Below are 14,070 nucleotides of genomic sequence, written 5' to 3'. Positions count from 1 at the left end.
GCGCGATGGGCACACTATAGGCGTTCGGGATTCCACACGGAAATGCAGCTTTTGCGCCACACCCCGCAAGGCCCCGCAACGCCTGGCGACAGCGACCGATTCAGCTTCCGGCGCGCACCGCGATGAAGCAGGCGCGCGCCGAATCGGCTCAGGGCCGGCGAGCGCCCTTGCCGCCCGGCTTTCCGGCGGACGATTTGCCGGAGGCAGGTTTGCCAGCGGCTGGTTTACCGCCCAGGCCGAAGCCCGGCGCCTTGCGCACCGCCTTGACCTGCGGCTTGTCGTCCAGCAGCGAGCCGAGGTGCACCTTGCCCGGCTTGCCTTCGGGCACCTTGGGTTGCTTGGGCTTCTTCGGCTTCCTGGTGATCTGGCCGCCAGGAGCGGTGACGGGCACCCGGTGCTCCGCCTCGAAGCCTTCTTCTTCCTGGCGCTGCAGGGTCTGGCCGATCAGCGTCTCGATGGCCGCCAGCTGCTGCACTTCGTCGGCGCAGACCAGCGAGATCGCCTGCCCACTGGCGCCGGCCCGACCGGTCCGGCCGATGCGGTGCACGTAATCCTCGGGGACGATGGGCAGGTCGAAGTTGACCACCAGCGGCATCTCCTCGATATCCAGGCCGCGCGCGGCGACGTCGGTGGCGATGAGGAAATCCACCTCCCCGGCCTTGAACCGCGCCAGGGCGCGCAAGCGCGAGGGCTGCGGCTTGTCGCCGTGGATCGAGTCGGCGCGGATGCCTTCGCGCTGCAGCAGGTCGACCAGTTCGTCGACGCCCTTGCGGGTCTTGGCGAACACCAGCGCCTGGCGCCAGCCCTGCTCGCGCAGCAGGTGCAGGAACAGTTCAGCCTTGCGCTTCTTGTCGACGGTGAGCAGGTGCTGCTTCACCGTCTTCGCCGCCGTGTTGCGCGGTGCCACGTCTATGGTCAGCGGGTCGCGCAGCAGGGTGCGGGCCATCTGGCGGATGGCGTCGGAGAATGTCGCGGAGAACAGCAGGGTCTGCCGGCGTCGGGGCAGCGCGGCGAAGACTTCGTCCAGTTCGCGGGCGAAGCCGAGGTCGAGCATGCGGTCGGCCTCGTCCAGCACCAGCACCTGCAGCTGGGTGAATTTCAGGGCGTTCTGCCGGTACAGGTCCAGCAGGCGGCCGGGAGTCGCCACCAGCACGTCGACGCCCTTGCGCAGCTTCATCATCTGCGGGTTGATGCTGACCCCGCCGTAAGCCACGGCGGTGCGCAACGGCACATGCTGGCCGTAGGCGCGGAAGCTCTCGTGCACCTGCTCGGCCAGCTCGCGGGTGGGCACCAGCACCAGCGCGCGGATCGAGTTGGCCGCCACCTGCGGGCCTTCCTGGAGCAGCTTCTGCAGCAGCGGCAGGGCGAACCCGGCGGTCTTGCCGGTACCGGTCTGGGCGGCGGCCAGCAGGTCGCGGCCCTTGAGCACGGCCGGGATGGCCTGGGCCTGCACCGCCGTCGGATTCTGGTAGCCGAGCCCGTCGAGGGCGTGCAGGAGGGGATCGATCAGGCCGAGATTGGCGAAGGTCATGGAGCGCTCGCAGAAACGATTCGGAATGGGCGGCATTGTAGCCGCAAGGGTCAGGAGCGCAGCAGCAGCGCGCCTTCGATGGGCACGTAGCGGCTGGCCGCGCGGATCAGCGCCTGGGCGGTGAGGCCCGGCACGCCGTAGGCGGTGGCGTCGGTGCCGCCGGCGCGGACGCGGTCGAGCAGCAGGTCGAAATCGCCGTCGCCGGAGGCCAGCACGATCTCGTCCACGTTCGGCGCGGCGTCGAGGATGTCGATGGTGATGCCCACGTCCCAGTCACCCTTGGCCGAGCCATCGGCGCGCTGGATGTAGGGTTTGAGCTTCACGGTGAAGCCGAGCTTGCGCAGGATCTGCTGGAACTGCTGCTGCTTGGCATCGCCACGGTCGATGGCGTAAGCGTAGGCCTGGACGATGTTGCCCTGGGCGCTCAGTTCGGCCCACAGCGCGGCGTAGTTGAAGTGGCAGCCGTAGGCCTGACGCACGGTGTAGTAGAGGTTCTGCACGTCGGCGAACAGGGCGATGGTCTTCAACGGTGACTCCGGGACTCGAACAGCGGGGGCGCATTATCGGCACAGTGGCGCGCCCCCGCTAGTCCCGGCGGGCGGGACAGCTTCGCCGGCGACTCAGCTGAACATGTCGCCGTCGTCGCCACCGAAAAAGCCGGAGTCGTCGCCGAAGCTGCCTCCGTCGTCGTAGTTGGCGTCACTGAAGTTGCTGTCGGCATAGCGGTCGCCGCCGCCAAAGGAGTCGTCCGTCCGCGAGTCGTCGAAGTTCGACGGCTCCGGTTGCACCGGCTGTTCCTGGATCACCTCGACGATTTCCTGCGGCTGGTTGTGGTGGAACATGCTGGTCAGCAGGTCCGCCACCATCACGCCGCCAGCCACGCCTGCAGCAGTCTGCAGGGCGCCGCGCAGGAAGCCGCCGCCCTGGGGCGCCGCTTGCGCGGGCTGGGCCGGCCTGAAGTCGTTCGGGTTGCTGGGGCTGGGGTTGTTCGCGTAAGCCGCGTTGCCACCGGCCGGTTGCGAGAAGCGCGTCTGGCCCCAGCCGTCCGGGCGTTGCTGCGGTTGCGCCTGGCGCTGCTCCTGGCTCTGGCCGCCACCGAACAGGCCGGCAAGGAAACCGCCGCTGCTCGGTCGACTCTGCTGCGCCTGGGCTTCGAGTTCCTTGACGCGCTGGTCCAGGCGCTTGATCGCTGCTTCCTGGATCAGCATCGCCTGGGCCATGTAGTACGGCGCGGCCGGCTGCTGCACCAGGTGCCGGTTGATCTGCGCCTCGGCGTCGGCGTCGCGCGGCGCGGTCTGCGCCTCGGCGTCACGCAGGCGGGTGAACAGACCATCGATCAGGGATTGCTCTTCGGAATTCATGGCAGGCCTCGGGGAAGCGGGTGGTTCGATAGAACATTGCCTTTGCAACATTGGATCGGCTCGCAAAAAAACAAGTTCCGGTCGCAGAATTCTGGCGCCTTCAGCTGAGGGTTTGCTTAAGTTAGAGTCGAAGCCCTCGGACAGTATCGGGTTACTGATGAATCCCCTTTCCATCCTCCGCGACACCTGGTTCTTCTTCTCACGTCACCTCGGCATCCTGGTGCCACTGTGCCTGCCCTGGATCGTCATCGAGACGTTGGTCCAGCAGCAGATCAACGTCGCCGCCGGCCCGCAGAACTTCGCGCCCTGGGGCATGGCCGCGGGCCTGGTGTTCTACCCGATCTACACCGCCAGCCTGATCCTGTTCATGATCGACGCCGGCGAAGGCGTCGAGCGGGGTGTACGCGAACTGTGGAGCGCGGCCCTGCGATTGTGGCCCGCCTTTGCCCTGCTGTCGGCGATCACCTCGCTGCTGATCGTGATCGGCCTGTACCTGATGGTGCTGCCGGGCATTTTCGTGATGATCAAGCTGGCCTTCGCCGAATTCCTCCTGGTGCAGCGCGGCCGCTCGCCCATCGATGCGATGCGCGAGAGCTTCGCGCTGACCACCGGGCATTTCTTCCTGCTGCTGATGACCTCCCTGGCCATCCTCGCGCCGGTATGGATCGCCGAAGGCTGGATCACCGAGGCCGGCCGGGAGGCACCGGTGCTCAGCGTCGCGCTGCACTCGCTGAGCGGGTTCTTCCAACTGCTGCTGACGGTGGCCGCCTACCGCATCTTCATCCTGCTCGGCCGCGAGGCCGCCTGAGCGGCAGCATGTCGCAACAAATCGCCCGGCGCATCGCGCGCCGGGGTTCTACGCTGGAGTCTCCTTCCCTCCCCCGAAAATCCCGAGTAAGGAGACTCGCCGTGAGCGACTTCCCGCCCAGCTGCCTTTCGCACGTTTCCATCGGTACTAACGACTACCCGCGCGCCAAGGCGTTCTACGACGCCGTGCTGCCGACGCTGGGCTGCCAGCCGATCATGGAACATCCTGGAGCCGTGGCTTACGGCCGGGTTTTCCCCGAGTTCTGGCTGCAGACGCCCATCGACGGCCACCCGGCCAGCGTCGGCAACGGCACGCACTTCGGTTTCATGGCCAATTCCCGCGAGGAGGTAGATGCCTTCTACCGCGCCGCGATAGCCGCCGGCGCCACCGACGAAGGCGCGCCCGGTCCTCGTCCGCTGTATGGCGCCCCTTACTACGGCTGCTTCGTCCGCGACCTGGACGGGCACAAGATCGAGGCATCGTTCTGGGACATGGCGCTGACGGATGGCGGCTTCGATACCCACTCGCACTGATGGACCACATCCGTAGGGCGCATAACCCGGAACGGGTTATCCGCCCTACGAAGAGCTAATGCCCCGGCCTGAGCCCCGACATCTTCGGCACCAGCAGCTTCTCGAAAAGCCGCGGGAAGAAGCGCGCCAGCAGTCGTGCCCGCCAGTTGACGTTGGACAGCACCAGCAAACGCCGCCGACGCAGCGCTCCCTGGTAAATCGCCTCGGCCACATCGCGCGGCGAGGCCACTTCCGCGCCCAGCACCACAGCCGGCTGGCGGATCACCGAACCGTCGCCCACCAGGGCGTTCTTGCGCAGGTCGGTGGCGGTGAAGCCCGGGCAGGCCAGAGTGATCGCCACGCCGGTGCCGTCCAGCTCCATGCGCAGCGTGTCGAACAACCCGTGCAGCGCATGCTTGCTGGCGTTGTAGGCACTGCGATAGAGCAGCGGCGCGAATCCGGTCAGCGAGCTGAGCACGACGATCTGCCCCTGCCGCGCCAGCAGGCTGGGCAACGCCGCCTGAGTACAGTGCAACGCGCCATAGAAGTTCACCGCCATCACCCGGCGGAACACTGCCAGCTCGGTCTCGATGAACAAGCTGCGGTGGGTGATGCCGGCGTTGTTCACCAGCACGTCGATGCCACCGAAGCGCTCGACGGCGAGCGCCACCGCGCGTTCCACCGCCTCGGCGTCGGCGATGTCGCAGCGCAGCCCGAGGGCTTCGACGCTCAGGTGCTCGCGCAGGTACTGCACCAGGCTGTCCAGCGCCGCCTGGTCGAGGTCGAGGATCACCGGGTGCGCGCCGGCCTGGGCGAAGCGCAGCACCAGCGCGCGACCGATGCCGGAACAGCCGCCGCTGACCAGCACCACCTTGCGTCGGTACACCGAGTGCGAGAACAACGAGCGTGGCATGGCGACCTCCCGGAGCAGGCGCTACGCGCGGTGTACGGCCTGCCTCAAGGTTGCAGGATGCTTCGCGCGGCAAATGCGCAGGTGAAATGCGCGGGCACAGACACTATCCTCTGGACCCAACAAGCATAGCCCCTGGTCACCCATGAGCCTCTCGCTTCGCCGCCGCATCCTCTTCGTGCTGTTCATCGCCCTGCTGCTCGCCATCACCGCAGCCGCCTGGCTGCTGGCCTGGCACCCCGCCGAGCGCGAGGCCGTCGCCGCGCAGTGCCGTGCGCCCGCGCCGCAATTGCAGCCGGGGCAGGCGCTGAAGGTGATGACCTGGAACGTCCAGTACCTGGCCGGCAAGCGCTACATCTTCTGGGACGACCTGCCCGACACCACCGGCCCCGACGACAGCCCCAGCCCCGAAGACATCGCCTACAGCCTCGACGAGGTGGTGCGGGTGATTCGCGACGAAGCACCGGACATCGTGCTGCTGCAGGAAGTCGACGACGGCGCAGCGGCCACCGGCAAGCAGGACCAGCAGGCGCTGATCGGCGACCGCCTGACCGACCTCTATCCCTGCTCCACCACCGCCTTCGACTGGAAGGCACGCTTCGATCCCAACCCCCATGTGTTCGGCAGCGCCGGGCGCAAGCTGGTGACCTTCAGCCGCTTCCAGATCAGCGGCGGCGAGCGCATCGCCCTGCCGCAGCGCTCATCCATCCCGCTACTGCACCTGTTCGCCCCGCAGCCGGCGATGCTGCAGAGCGACCTGCCGATCCGCGGCGGCGGCCAGCTCAGCGTGATCAACACACGCCTGGAGCGCCCCGACGGCGACGACACCCCGCAGCGTCAGGTCGAAGCCGTCGAAGCCCACCTGAACAGCCTTCAGGCCTCCGGCCGCCCCTGGCTGCTGGGCGGCGATCTCGGCCTGCTGCCGCTGGGCCAATACCCGTATCTGCCCGAGGTGCTGCGCGCGCCCTACCGCGCGAACAGCGAGCTGAACCTGCTGGCGGCGCGCTTCCCGGTGGTCCCGGCGGTGGAGGAATCCAGTGGCGCCGAGCAGGAGAAGTGGTACACCCATTTCCCCAACGACCCACGCGTGCACAAGCCCGATCGTACCCTCGACTACCTGTTCCACAGCCCCAGCCTGAACCGCCTCGATGCCGGCGTGCGCAGCCACGACACCCTGCGCATCTCCAACCATCTGCCGCTGTCGGCGCGCTTCCTGCTGCCCCACTGAGGGGTGCGCCACAACGCCGCCGGGCCAGCCTGGACAAACGATGCGCGGCGGCCCCATGCTCGCCCGGCTCCTATAACAACGACAACACGCACCCCCGGGTATCCATGCACTTTCGCCGTCTCATCGGGCCGATAGTCGCCCTGCTCTGCCTCAACGCACTCGCCGTCGACAGGCCCACGCTGGCCGACCGGCTGCCGCATCCGCTGCCGGCATTGACCGTGGGCTACTACGAATTCCCGCCCTACACCTACACCGCCCCGGACGGCAGCACCCGCGGCAGTGGCGCCGACATGGTCCGGCGCATCCTGCTCAAGGCCGGCTACCGCGCCGACTTCCGCCCGCTGCCCAGCGCCCGCCTGTACCTGGGCCTGCAGGACGGCAGCGTGCAGCTCTGGGCTGGCGCACCGGGCAAGCAGGAACTGGTGGGCAGCACGCTGGAATGCGAGCGTGTGCTGGGCCATGTCGAGCTGAACCTGTATCGCCTGGCCTCCCGCCCCTCGCCGAAATTGCCCGACGGGCTGACCACCAGCCGGGTGATCCTGATCAGCGGCTACAGCTACTGGCGGCCGATCACCGACATGCTGGCCGATCCGAAACTGCGGTTGGAAGTGCACCGCACCAGCACCCACACCGCCGCCCTGCAGATGCTCGAACGTGGTCGCGGCGACTTCCTGATCGACTACCAGACGCCGGTGGAACAGGCACGCCGCGAGCTGAACATGGCGCCGCTGGCCTTCGACACCCTGTACAGCGTGCCGACCAAGCTCATCGTCTCCCGCCATGCGCCCGATGCCGAAGGCCTGCGCGCGCAGCTGGACCACGCCTACGACGAACTGCAGGCGGCGGGTTACGAGATGAAGTTGCCCTGAACGGGATGACCGAGGCCGCCCCCCCCCTGTAGGAGCGAGGGGGACGCCATCGTTATCGCTCGCGAACCCCGACACGCTCCGACGCTCCGAGGATTCGCGAGCAAGCTCGCTCCTACGAAAAGCGGTGCACCGCGATCAGGTTTTACGCGGCTTGGCCCGCGCCGTGGGCTCGGCGATCAAGGGATCATCCGGCCAGTAGTGCTTCGGATAGCGCCCCTTCAGGTCCTTCTTCACTTCCGCATAGGTGCTGCGCCAGAAGTTGGCCAGGTCCTGGGTCACCTGCACCGGCCGCTGTGCTGGCGACAGCAGGTGCAGCTTCACCGCCACCCGCCCTCCTGCAATGCGCGGCGTATCAGCCAGGCCGAACAGTTCCTGCAGGCGAACGGCGAGCACTGGCGGAAACTCGCTGTAATCCAGGCGGATATTGGAGCCGGACGGCACCTGCAACGTACGCGGCGCCAGCTCATCCAGACGCTGCGGCAACGGCCAGGGCTGCAGCCCATGGAGAATCCCGCTCAGCTCCAGGTTGGCGAAGTGCGACAGCCGCGAGACCTTGCCCAGGTACGGCAGCAGCCAGTCTTCCAGCGAAGCCAGCAGCGCGGCGTCGCTGACGTCCGGCCACTCGCTCTCGCCCTTGCCTTCCAGATCGAGCCGGCGCAGCAAGGCGATGCGCGCCTGCCACTGGCGCAGCTCCGGCGTCCAGGGCAGCAGCTCCAACCCCTTGCGCCGCACCAGCCCGAGCAGCGCGCGGCTGCGGGCCTCGGCATCGAGGTTGGGCAGCGCCTCGGTGGACAGCACCAGCTCGCCGACCTTGCGCTGGCGCTCGGCGCGCAGCACGCCTTCGCGCTCGTCCCACTCCAGCTCATCGTGAACACTGACCTGTTCGGCGAGAATCGACTCGAACAGCCCCGGTTCCAGCGCCGCCGCCAGGTAGATGCGTTCTTCGCGCTGGCCCTGGCGGCTGCCGAGATCGGCGACCACCAGCCAGGCTTCCTTCATCAGCGCATCCGGCTCGCCGAACAGCGCCGCGCGGCCGTTGGCCAGGCGATATTCGCCGCCACCGGCACGTCGCTGGCGGGCAATGCGGTCCGGGTAGGCAAAGGCCAGCAGGCCGCCCAACCAGCGCGGATGATCGGGGTCGGCCACCGGCTCGCGGGCCGGGCCGCGCAGGTAGCCTTTGAACTGCCGCGCCAACTGGCGCACGCGCTGCACCGCGCCCCGGCTGGCACGCGGGCCGCTCTGCTCGCCGGCCAGCAAGGCGATGCGGTGATGCAGGTCGGCGTCGTTGCCACGCAGGATGTCGCGCTCACCGAGCAAAGCGGCCAGGTCGCAAGCCAGTTGCCCCAGCCCGAGCGCATGGCCACGCAGCAGCAGGTGGGCAATGCGCGGGTGCGCTGGCACTTCGGCCATGGCCTGACCGTGGGGCGTGAGGCTGCCGCCATTGGCGCGGGAAGCCAGCGCGCCGAGACGCTCCAGCAGATCCTGGGCCTGTGCATAAGCGGCGGTGGGCGGCAGGTCGAGCCAGGCCAGCTCCTGCGGGGCGACGCCCCAGCGCGCCAGTTGCAGGGCGAGGCCGGACAGATCGGCCTGGAGGATTTCCGCCGCGCCATAGGCCGGCAGTTGATCGTGCTGCGCTTCGGACCACAGGCGATAGCAGGCGCCCGGCTCCAGTCGCCCGGCACGGCCGGCGCGCTGGGTGGCGGAGGCGCGGGAGATGCGCTGGGTTTCCAGGCGGGTCATGCCACTGCCCGGATCGAAGCGCGGCACCCGCGCCAGCCCGGCGTCCACGACGACGCGCACGCCGTCGATGGTCAGGCTGGTCTCGGCGATGTTGGTCGCCAGCACTACCTTGCGCTTGCCCGCCGGCGCGGGTTCGATGGCGGCACGCTGGGCGTCGAGGTCGAGTTCGCCGTGCAGCGGGCAGAGCAGAACATCGGAGCGGCCAGCCAGGGCCTCGCCCAACTGCTCGGCGACGCGGCGAATCTCCGCCTGGCCGGGCAGGAACACCAGCAGGCTGCCGGGCTCGTCGGCCAGCGCCTGCTGGACAGTCTGCACCACGCGCGGCTCGATGAACTCGCCGGCCTGCCAGGGGCGGCCCCAGCGGAGATCCACCGGGAACATGCGGCCCTCGCTACGTACGACAGGCGCGTCGCCCAGCAGCGCGGACAGGCGCTCGCCTTCCAGCGTGGCCGACATCACCAGCACCTTGAGCGGCGGCTCGTCGCGCAGCAGCGCGCGGCCATTGAGGGTCAGCGCGAGGGCGAGATCGGCATCCAGTGAGCGCTCGTGGAATTCGTCGAAGATCACCAACCCCACGCCGTCCAGCGCCGGGTCGTCCTGCAGGCGGCGGGCGAGGATGCCCTCGGTGACCACTTCAATGCGCGTCTTCGGGCCGACCTTGCTGTCCAGGCGGATGCGGTAGCCGACGGTTTCGCCGACCTTCTCGCCCAGTTCCGCAGCCAATCTTTCAGCGGCGGCGCGAGCGGCCAGCCGGCGCGGCTCCAGCATCAGGATCGACTGGTCGGCCAGCCACGCCTCATCCAGCAGCGCCCGCGGCACGCGGGTGGTCTTGCCGGCGCCGGGCGGCGCTTCCAGCACCACCTCGTGGCGCCCGGCCAGGGCCTGGCGCAAGACGGGAAGGACGCTGTCGATGGGAAGGGCGTTCATGCCGGCTCCTGGAACTCGAATTTCATAAGGCGGTAACCCGGACTACGCGGGGGGCGGCGATTATAGCGGGCGAACCACGGTGCCAACCCAGCAGTCATAGAAGCAACGAGGACGCCGGCTAGTGCGAAACTGCCAGCAGTTGTTCAGGACTCGTTGATATAGTTGTCCGCATCATCCTCCCGGAGGTTTTTTCATGCGTCTTGCCACCCGAGTCTCCTGCGCAGTTCTGAGCGCCGCCCTGTTCAGCCAGCTGACGGCCTGCGGCACCCTGTTCTACCCCGATCGCCGCGGCCAGATCGACGGCCGCATCGATCCGGCAGTCGCCGCTCTGGACGCGGTCGGACTGTTGTTCTACGTCATCCCGGGGCTGATCGCCTTCGGCGTAGACTTCGCCACCGGCGCGATCTACCTGCCCGACGAGAAGTACTCGGTCGCGCCTGAAAAGCTCAAGGATGCCGTGAGCGAAGACGGCACCGTGGACAAGGCTAAACTCAAGGCGATCCTCGAGCGTGAAACTGGCCGCAGCCTGCCCCTGGACGATCCACGTCTGATCCAGCGCAGCGGCGACCTCCAACAACTCGCCAGCCTGGGCCTGCGCCCGGAGGCCTGATATGCACGGCGCTCTCGCTTCACACTTGCAGCAACTTCTGGCGTACCACCAGTGGGCCTACGAACGCATCCTGGAGGCCGTCGCCCCGCTGGATGAAGAGGCCTACCGCGCACCGCGCGGGCTGTTCTTCGGCAGCCTGCACGGCACGCTCAACCACCTCGCGGTGGTCGATCGCATCTGGTTCGCCCGTGTGCAGCGAGAGCCCTGGCAGTTCGAACGGCTCGACGCCGAGGCCGCGCCGGATCGCGCCGGCCTCGCCGATTTCCTGGGTGACGGTGTCAGCGCCTGGCGCCTGTGGCTGAGCAAGCAGAGCGACGCCACCCTCGGCACCCAGCTGGACTACCGCAACATGGCCGGGCAGGAACACCGCCAGAGCCTGGCGAACATCGTCCAGCACCTGGTCAACCACGGCACCCACCATCGCGGGCAGATGAGCGCCGCGCTCACCGCGCTGGGCCAGAAAGCGCCGCTGCTGGACTACATCTACTTCCTGCCCAACCGCCTGGATACCTGATGCTCAAGCATGCCAGCCACGCCCATCTCATGCGGCTGGCGACCTTTGCGTCGCTCGGCGTCGCCACCACCCTGATCGTCGCCAAGGCCATCGCCTGGTGGCTCAGTGGCTCGGTCAGCCTGCTGGCCGGCCTCACCGACTCACTGCTCGATGGCGCGGCCTCCTTCCTCAACCTGCTGGCGGTGCACTACGCCATCCGCCCGGCGGACGACGACCACCGTTACGGCCATGGCAAGGCGGAGTCGCTGTCGGGGTTGGCGCAGGCTCTGTTCATCGCGGTCAGCGCCGTGCTGGTTGGCACCCAGGCCATCGACCGCCTGCAGCACCCGGAACCGGTGGAAGCCGTGGGATGGGGCGTCGCGGTCATGATCCTGTCGCTGGCGCTGACCGCCGGCCTGCTGCTGGTGCAGGGCTACGTGGTGAAGATCACCGGCTCCAATGCCATCCGCGCGGATTCGCTGCACTACCGCTCGGACCTGCTGCTCAACAGCAGCATCCTGGTGGCACTGCTGCTGGCGCAGTTCGGCTGGCAGCAGATGGACGCCCTCTTCGGCCTGGGCATCGCGCTGTACATCCTCTGGAGTTCCTTCCAGATCGCCCGCGAATCCGTCGCTGTGCTGATGGACGAGGAACTGCCGCCGGATGTCAGCACCCGCATGCTCGAACTGGTGCGCGAAGTGCCTGGCGTGCTCGGTGCCCATGACCTGCGCACGCGGATTTCCGGCACGCACTGGTTCGTCCAGTTGCATCTGGAGTTGCCCGGTGAGCTGTCGCTGTCAAAGGCGCATCATCTGTGCGACGAGGCGGTGCTGGCGATCCACAAGGAATTCCCGCGGGCCGAGGTGCTGGTGCACGCCGACCCGCAGGAAGTGGTGGGCAAAGAGACCATCAGTTAGAGAGCATCAGTTGACGCTGTAGCCGCGCCCGCTCAGGCAGGCGCCCAGGGCGCGGCGGTAGTTGTCGGCGACGTAGGCCGGCGGCGCATAGCTCGCCAGGGCCGGGTCGAAGCCGCTCTGGTCGGCGGCCCAGCGGTGGCATTCATAGCGATCGCGGGCCTGCTGGTCCGGGCCCTGGTTGTACATCGGGTAAGCCATCACGTCATAAGCTGATTGCGCCACGCTGGCCACCTGCTGCTGCGGGGGCTCCACCACTTCGTAATCCTGCGAGCCGGCTTGCCACAGGTAGTAGGTACCGGCGGCGAGGAAGTAGCCGATGCTACCGATCCACACCTGCTCGGCGTAGGACGGAAGGTAGCGCACGCGCACGCCGTAAGGCGGTGTCACCACCACATAGCGTGAGCCGTAGGGGCGATACCAGTAGCCATCGTTGAAGTAGTAGTCGCTGCCGCGATAGGGCACTCGGTAATGCCCGCTCGGCATGGCGTTGACCACGTAGCCCGGCCGCCAATAGGACGGATGCGGCCCCCAGTTGCCGTGGGAAGGCGGCGGGCGGCCCTGCCAGCCTGCCGACAGCGGACGATTGCCGCCCTGCCAACCAGCGTTGCCGTGGTCGTTGTCCTGCGGACGACCATGCCACTGGCTGCCGTTGTTGCCCGGCGGACGGCCCTGCCATTGCCCGCCCGGATTACCCTGCGGACGGCCCGGCTCCTGGCCGCCATTATTGCCTTGGGGACGACCCTGCCATTGTCCACCATTGTTGCCTTGCGGCCGCCCGTGTTCATGGTCGCCAACGTTGCCTTGCGGGCGCTCCTGCCACTGACCACCGTTGTTGCCTTGAGGGCGCCCCTGCCATTGCCCGCCGTTGTTGCCTTGCGGTCGACCGTGCTCCTGGCCGCCGTTGCCCTGCGAACGCCCCTGGGGCTGCCCGCCACCGCCGTTCGCGGGCGGATGGCCCTGCATATCGGGCCCGTCAGCCGCCACCGCCTGGACCGCGACGGCTAGGGAAAGCACGGCGAACGAAGCGAACCGCCCGATGCCCGACTTCATGGATTCCTCACTTCGGCAACGGCCGAAAACCGTGATGTGACATTGCCATAGACCACGGCGCAAAGCCGCCATTGCGGGGCGCTGGGTAAAGTCAGGGTAAAGATGGCGGGGGCAAATCGCGGGCAAGAAAAAAGGGAGGCTCGTCAGCCTCCCTTCCGGAATCTCGTCCTGCTCGTCGCTGTTGGCGCCGGCTCACCTCGCTCCGCCTTCTGGGCAGTGCGTAGCCCGGTGGCCGGCGCGATCCTGTGGGGTCGGCGGGCCGCGAAACGCCTGATTGGGCGGATCGCAGGGGACGTGATGTCCGGGCTGTGAATCTGGAAGAAATAGTAAAGCGACAGAGCGGGGAAATGATTGCTAAGATTGCTCATACAGGTACCACCTGAGCAACAAATACCTAAAAATTACGCCACAAGCGCGATTCAATCGAAACATGAGGCTTTCATGGACAAGCTGGACCGCTACGACCTGCGAATTCTTGCCGAACTGCAACGCGACGCGCGCATCTCCAATCAGGAGCTGGCCGAACGCATCGGCCTGTCGCCCTCCCCCTGCTCGCGGCGGGTCAAGCAGCTCGAGGACGACGGCTATATCGTCCGCCAGGTCGCCCTGCTCGACAGCAAGAAACTCGGCCTGAGCCTCACCGCCTTCGTGCTGATCGGCATGGACCGCCACACGCCGGAACGTTTCGAACACTTCCAGCAGATCATCGGCAAATGCCCCGAGGTGCTGGAATGCAGCCTGGTGACCGGGATGGACGCGGACTACCAGCTCAAGGTCATGGTTCCGGACATGGAACACTACCAGCACTTCCTGCTCGGTACCCTGACCCGCATTGAAGGCGTAACCAGCGTGCGGTCGAGCTTCGTGCTGCGCAATGTGATGGCGAGCACTGAACTACCGCTGGATCATCTTCGCGTCTGAGCCAGCTGCTTGCTGGCTACTGCAGGAGCGAACTTGCTCGCGAACCGCTTCACTCCGAGCAGCCGGCCACGCCCACCGTCCGCCGGCAAAGCCGCCCTGCGACACAGCACCGCACCCCGCCTCTCGCCGAACGGAACCAATACCGCAGATTTCCCCGCCAGCCGCGCCACGGTGGGGAATTGCACGGTATTCC

Annotated in this window: 14 protein-coding genes; 8 read left to right on the top strand and 6 right to left on the bottom strand. The window is 67.5% G+C overall.

The features are described from left to right. Window positions 1-148: 148 nt before the first annotated feature. The 3 genes from ACIPK7_RS19200 to ACIPK7_RS19190 form a co-directional block, all read right to left on the bottom strand. Window positions 149-1,531 (bottom strand): DEAD/DEAH box helicase, encoded by a 1,383-nt coding sequence (locus ACIPK7_RS19200; protein WP_401089564.1) that lies wholly within the window; start codon window positions 1,529-1,531, stop codon window positions 149-151. A 50-nt stretch (window positions 1,532-1,581) separates the two neighbouring features. Beyond that, entirely contained in the window at window positions 1,582-2,058 is a 477-nt protein-coding gene (locus ACIPK7_RS19195; protein WP_192434826.1) for an NYN domain-containing protein, read from the bottom strand. 93 nt (window positions 2,059-2,151) lie between these two features. Next, window positions 2,152-2,892 carry a DUF2076 domain-containing protein gene (locus ACIPK7_RS19190; protein WP_401089562.1) on the bottom strand — a complete coding sequence of 247 codons (741 nt, stop codon included), beginning with the start codon at window positions 2,890-2,892 and terminating at the stop codon, window positions 2,152-2,154. A 157-nt stretch (window positions 2,893-3,049) separates the two neighbouring features. On the opposite strand from ACIPK7_RS19190, the gene ACIPK7_RS19185 reads away from it, so the two are divergent. Further along, on the top strand, window positions 3,050-3,700 hold the full coding sequence (locus ACIPK7_RS19185) for a YciC family protein (protein ID WP_401089560.1): 651 nt from the start codon (window positions 3,050-3,052) through the stop codon (window positions 3,698-3,700). A 101-nt stretch (window positions 3,701-3,801) separates the two neighbouring features. Then, window positions 3,802-4,233: a VOC family protein gene (locus tag ACIPK7_RS19180; RefSeq protein ID WP_401089558.1), complete on the top strand. Its 432-nt coding sequence runs from the start codon at window positions 3,802-3,804 to the stop codon at window positions 4,231-4,233. A gap of 55 nt (window positions 4,234-4,288) precedes the next feature. Here ACIPK7_RS19180 and ACIPK7_RS19175 read toward each other — a convergent pair whose 3' ends face one another. Continuing rightward, window positions 4,289-5,125, bottom strand: a complete 837-nt coding sequence (locus ACIPK7_RS19175; protein WP_401089556.1) for an SDR family oxidoreductase — start codon at window positions 5,123-5,125, stop codon at window positions 4,289-4,291. 142 nt (window positions 5,126-5,267) lie between these two features. Between ACIPK7_RS19175 and ACIPK7_RS19170 the strand changes: the two genes are divergently transcribed. Both ACIPK7_RS19170 and ACIPK7_RS19165 read left to right on the top strand, forming a co-directional pair. Then, window positions 5,268-6,350: an endonuclease/exonuclease/phosphatase family protein gene (locus ACIPK7_RS19170; protein WP_401089554.1), complete on the top strand. Its 1,083-nt coding sequence runs from the start codon at window positions 5,268-5,270 to the stop codon at window positions 6,348-6,350. Between the two features lie 104 nt (window positions 6,351-6,454). After that, the gene (locus tag ACIPK7_RS19165; RefSeq protein ID WP_401089552.1) at window positions 6,455-7,219 is read left to right on the top strand and encodes a substrate-binding periplasmic protein; all 765 of its coding nucleotides are present in this window, start codon (window positions 6,455-6,457) and stop codon (window positions 7,217-7,219) included. 135 nt (window positions 7,220-7,354) lie between these two features. On the opposite strand, the gene hrpB is transcribed toward ACIPK7_RS19165, so the two are convergent. Then, window positions 7,355-9,886, bottom strand: a complete 2,532-nt coding sequence (gene hrpB, locus ACIPK7_RS19160) for an ATP-dependent helicase HrpB (protein ID WP_401089550.1) — start codon at window positions 9,884-9,886, stop codon at window positions 7,355-7,357. Window positions 9,887-10,079: 193 nt separating this feature from the next. On the opposite strand from hrpB, the gene ACIPK7_RS19155 reads away from it, so the two are divergent. Genes ACIPK7_RS19155 through ACIPK7_RS19145 form a run of 3 tightly spaced genes read left to right on the top strand, consistent with a single transcriptional unit; the run spans window position 10,080 to window position 11,906 of the window. Then, on the top strand, window positions 10,080-10,496 hold the full coding sequence (locus tag ACIPK7_RS19155; RefSeq protein ID WP_192434843.1) for a polyribonucleotide nucleotidyltransferase: 417 nt from the start codon (window positions 10,080-10,082) through the stop codon (window positions 10,494-10,496). Window position 10,497: 1 nt separating this feature from the next. Beyond that, complete coding sequence (locus ACIPK7_RS19150; protein WP_401089548.1) at window positions 10,498-11,010, top strand: DinB family protein; 513 nt, start codon at window positions 10,498-10,500, stop codon at window positions 11,008-11,010. Beyond that, the gene (locus ACIPK7_RS19145) at window positions 11,010-11,906 is read left to right on the top strand and encodes a cation diffusion facilitator family transporter (protein ID WP_401089546.1); all 897 of its coding nucleotides are present in this window, start codon (window positions 11,010-11,012) and stop codon (window positions 11,904-11,906) included. The genes ACIPK7_RS19150 and ACIPK7_RS19145 overlap by 1 nt, the downstream gene beginning before the upstream one ends. 6 nt (window positions 11,907-11,912) lie before the next feature. On the opposite strand, the gene ACIPK7_RS19140 is transcribed toward ACIPK7_RS19145, so the two are convergent. Continuing rightward, window positions 11,913-12,956: a DUF6515 family protein gene (locus ACIPK7_RS19140; RefSeq protein WP_401089544.1), complete on the bottom strand. Its 1,044-nt coding sequence runs from the start codon at window positions 12,954-12,956 to the stop codon at window positions 11,913-11,915. Window positions 12,957-13,397: 441 nt separating this feature from the next. On the opposite strand from ACIPK7_RS19140, the gene ACIPK7_RS19135 reads away from it, so the two are divergent. Next, a complete protein-coding gene (locus ACIPK7_RS19135; RefSeq protein WP_017521771.1) occupies window positions 13,398-13,877 on the top strand; it encodes an Lrp/AsnC family transcriptional regulator in 480 nt (159 codons plus the stop codon). Window positions 13,878-14,070 lie beyond the last annotated feature (193 nt).

This window comes from Pseudomonas sp. NPDC086581 (genome assembly GCF_044746165.1).
Lineage (GTDB): Bacteria > Pseudomonadota > Gammaproteobacteria > Pseudomonadales > Pseudomonadaceae > Pseudomonas.
This window is presented reverse-complemented; position numbering and strand designations above follow the sequence as displayed.

Excerpts from the sequence above, each read along its gene's own strand:
- ACIPK7_RS19200 (WP_401089564.1), bottom strand. The coding sequence starts at position 1,531 with ATGACCTTCGCCAATCTCGGCCTGATCGATCCCCTCCTGCACGCCCTC.
- ACIPK7_RS19190 (WP_401089562.1), bottom strand. The coding sequence starts at position 2,892 with ATGAATTCCGAAGAGCAATCCCTGATCGATGGTCTGTTCACCCGCCTG.
- ACIPK7_RS19185 (WP_401089560.1), top strand. The coding sequence starts at position 3,050 with ATGAATCCCCTTTCCATCCTCCGCGACACCTGGTTCTTCTTCTCACGT.
- ACIPK7_RS19175 (WP_401089556.1), bottom strand. The coding sequence starts at position 5,125 with ATGCCACGCTCGTTGTTCTCGCACTCGGTGTACCGACGCAAGGTGGTG.
- ACIPK7_RS19170 (WP_401089554.1), top strand. The coding sequence starts at position 5,268 with ATGAGCCTCTCGCTTCGCCGCCGCATCCTCTTCGTGCTGTTCATCGCC.
- ACIPK7_RS19165 (WP_401089552.1), top strand. The coding sequence starts at position 6,455 with ATGCACTTTCGCCGTCTCATCGGGCCGATAGTCGCCCTGCTCTGCCTC.
- hrpB (WP_401089550.1), bottom strand. The coding sequence starts at position 9,886 with ATGAACGCCCTTCCCATCGACAGCGTCCTTCCCGTCTTGCGCCAGGCC.
- ACIPK7_RS19155 (WP_192434843.1), top strand. The coding sequence starts at position 10,080 with ATGCGTCTTGCCACCCGAGTCTCCTGCGCAGTTCTGAGCGCCGCCCTG.
- ACIPK7_RS19150 (WP_401089548.1), top strand. The coding sequence starts at position 10,498 with ATGCACGGCGCTCTCGCTTCACACTTGCAGCAACTTCTGGCGTACCAC.
- ACIPK7_RS19145 (WP_401089546.1), top strand. The coding sequence starts at position 11,010 with ATGCTCAAGCATGCCAGCCACGCCCATCTCATGCGGCTGGCGACCTTT.
- ACIPK7_RS19140 (WP_401089544.1), bottom strand. The coding sequence starts at position 12,956 with ATGAAGTCGGGCATCGGGCGGTTCGCTTCGTTCGCCGTGCTTTCCCTA.
- ACIPK7_RS19135 (WP_017521771.1), top strand. The coding sequence starts at position 13,398 with ATGGACAAGCTGGACCGCTACGACCTGCGAATTCTTGCCGAACTGCAA.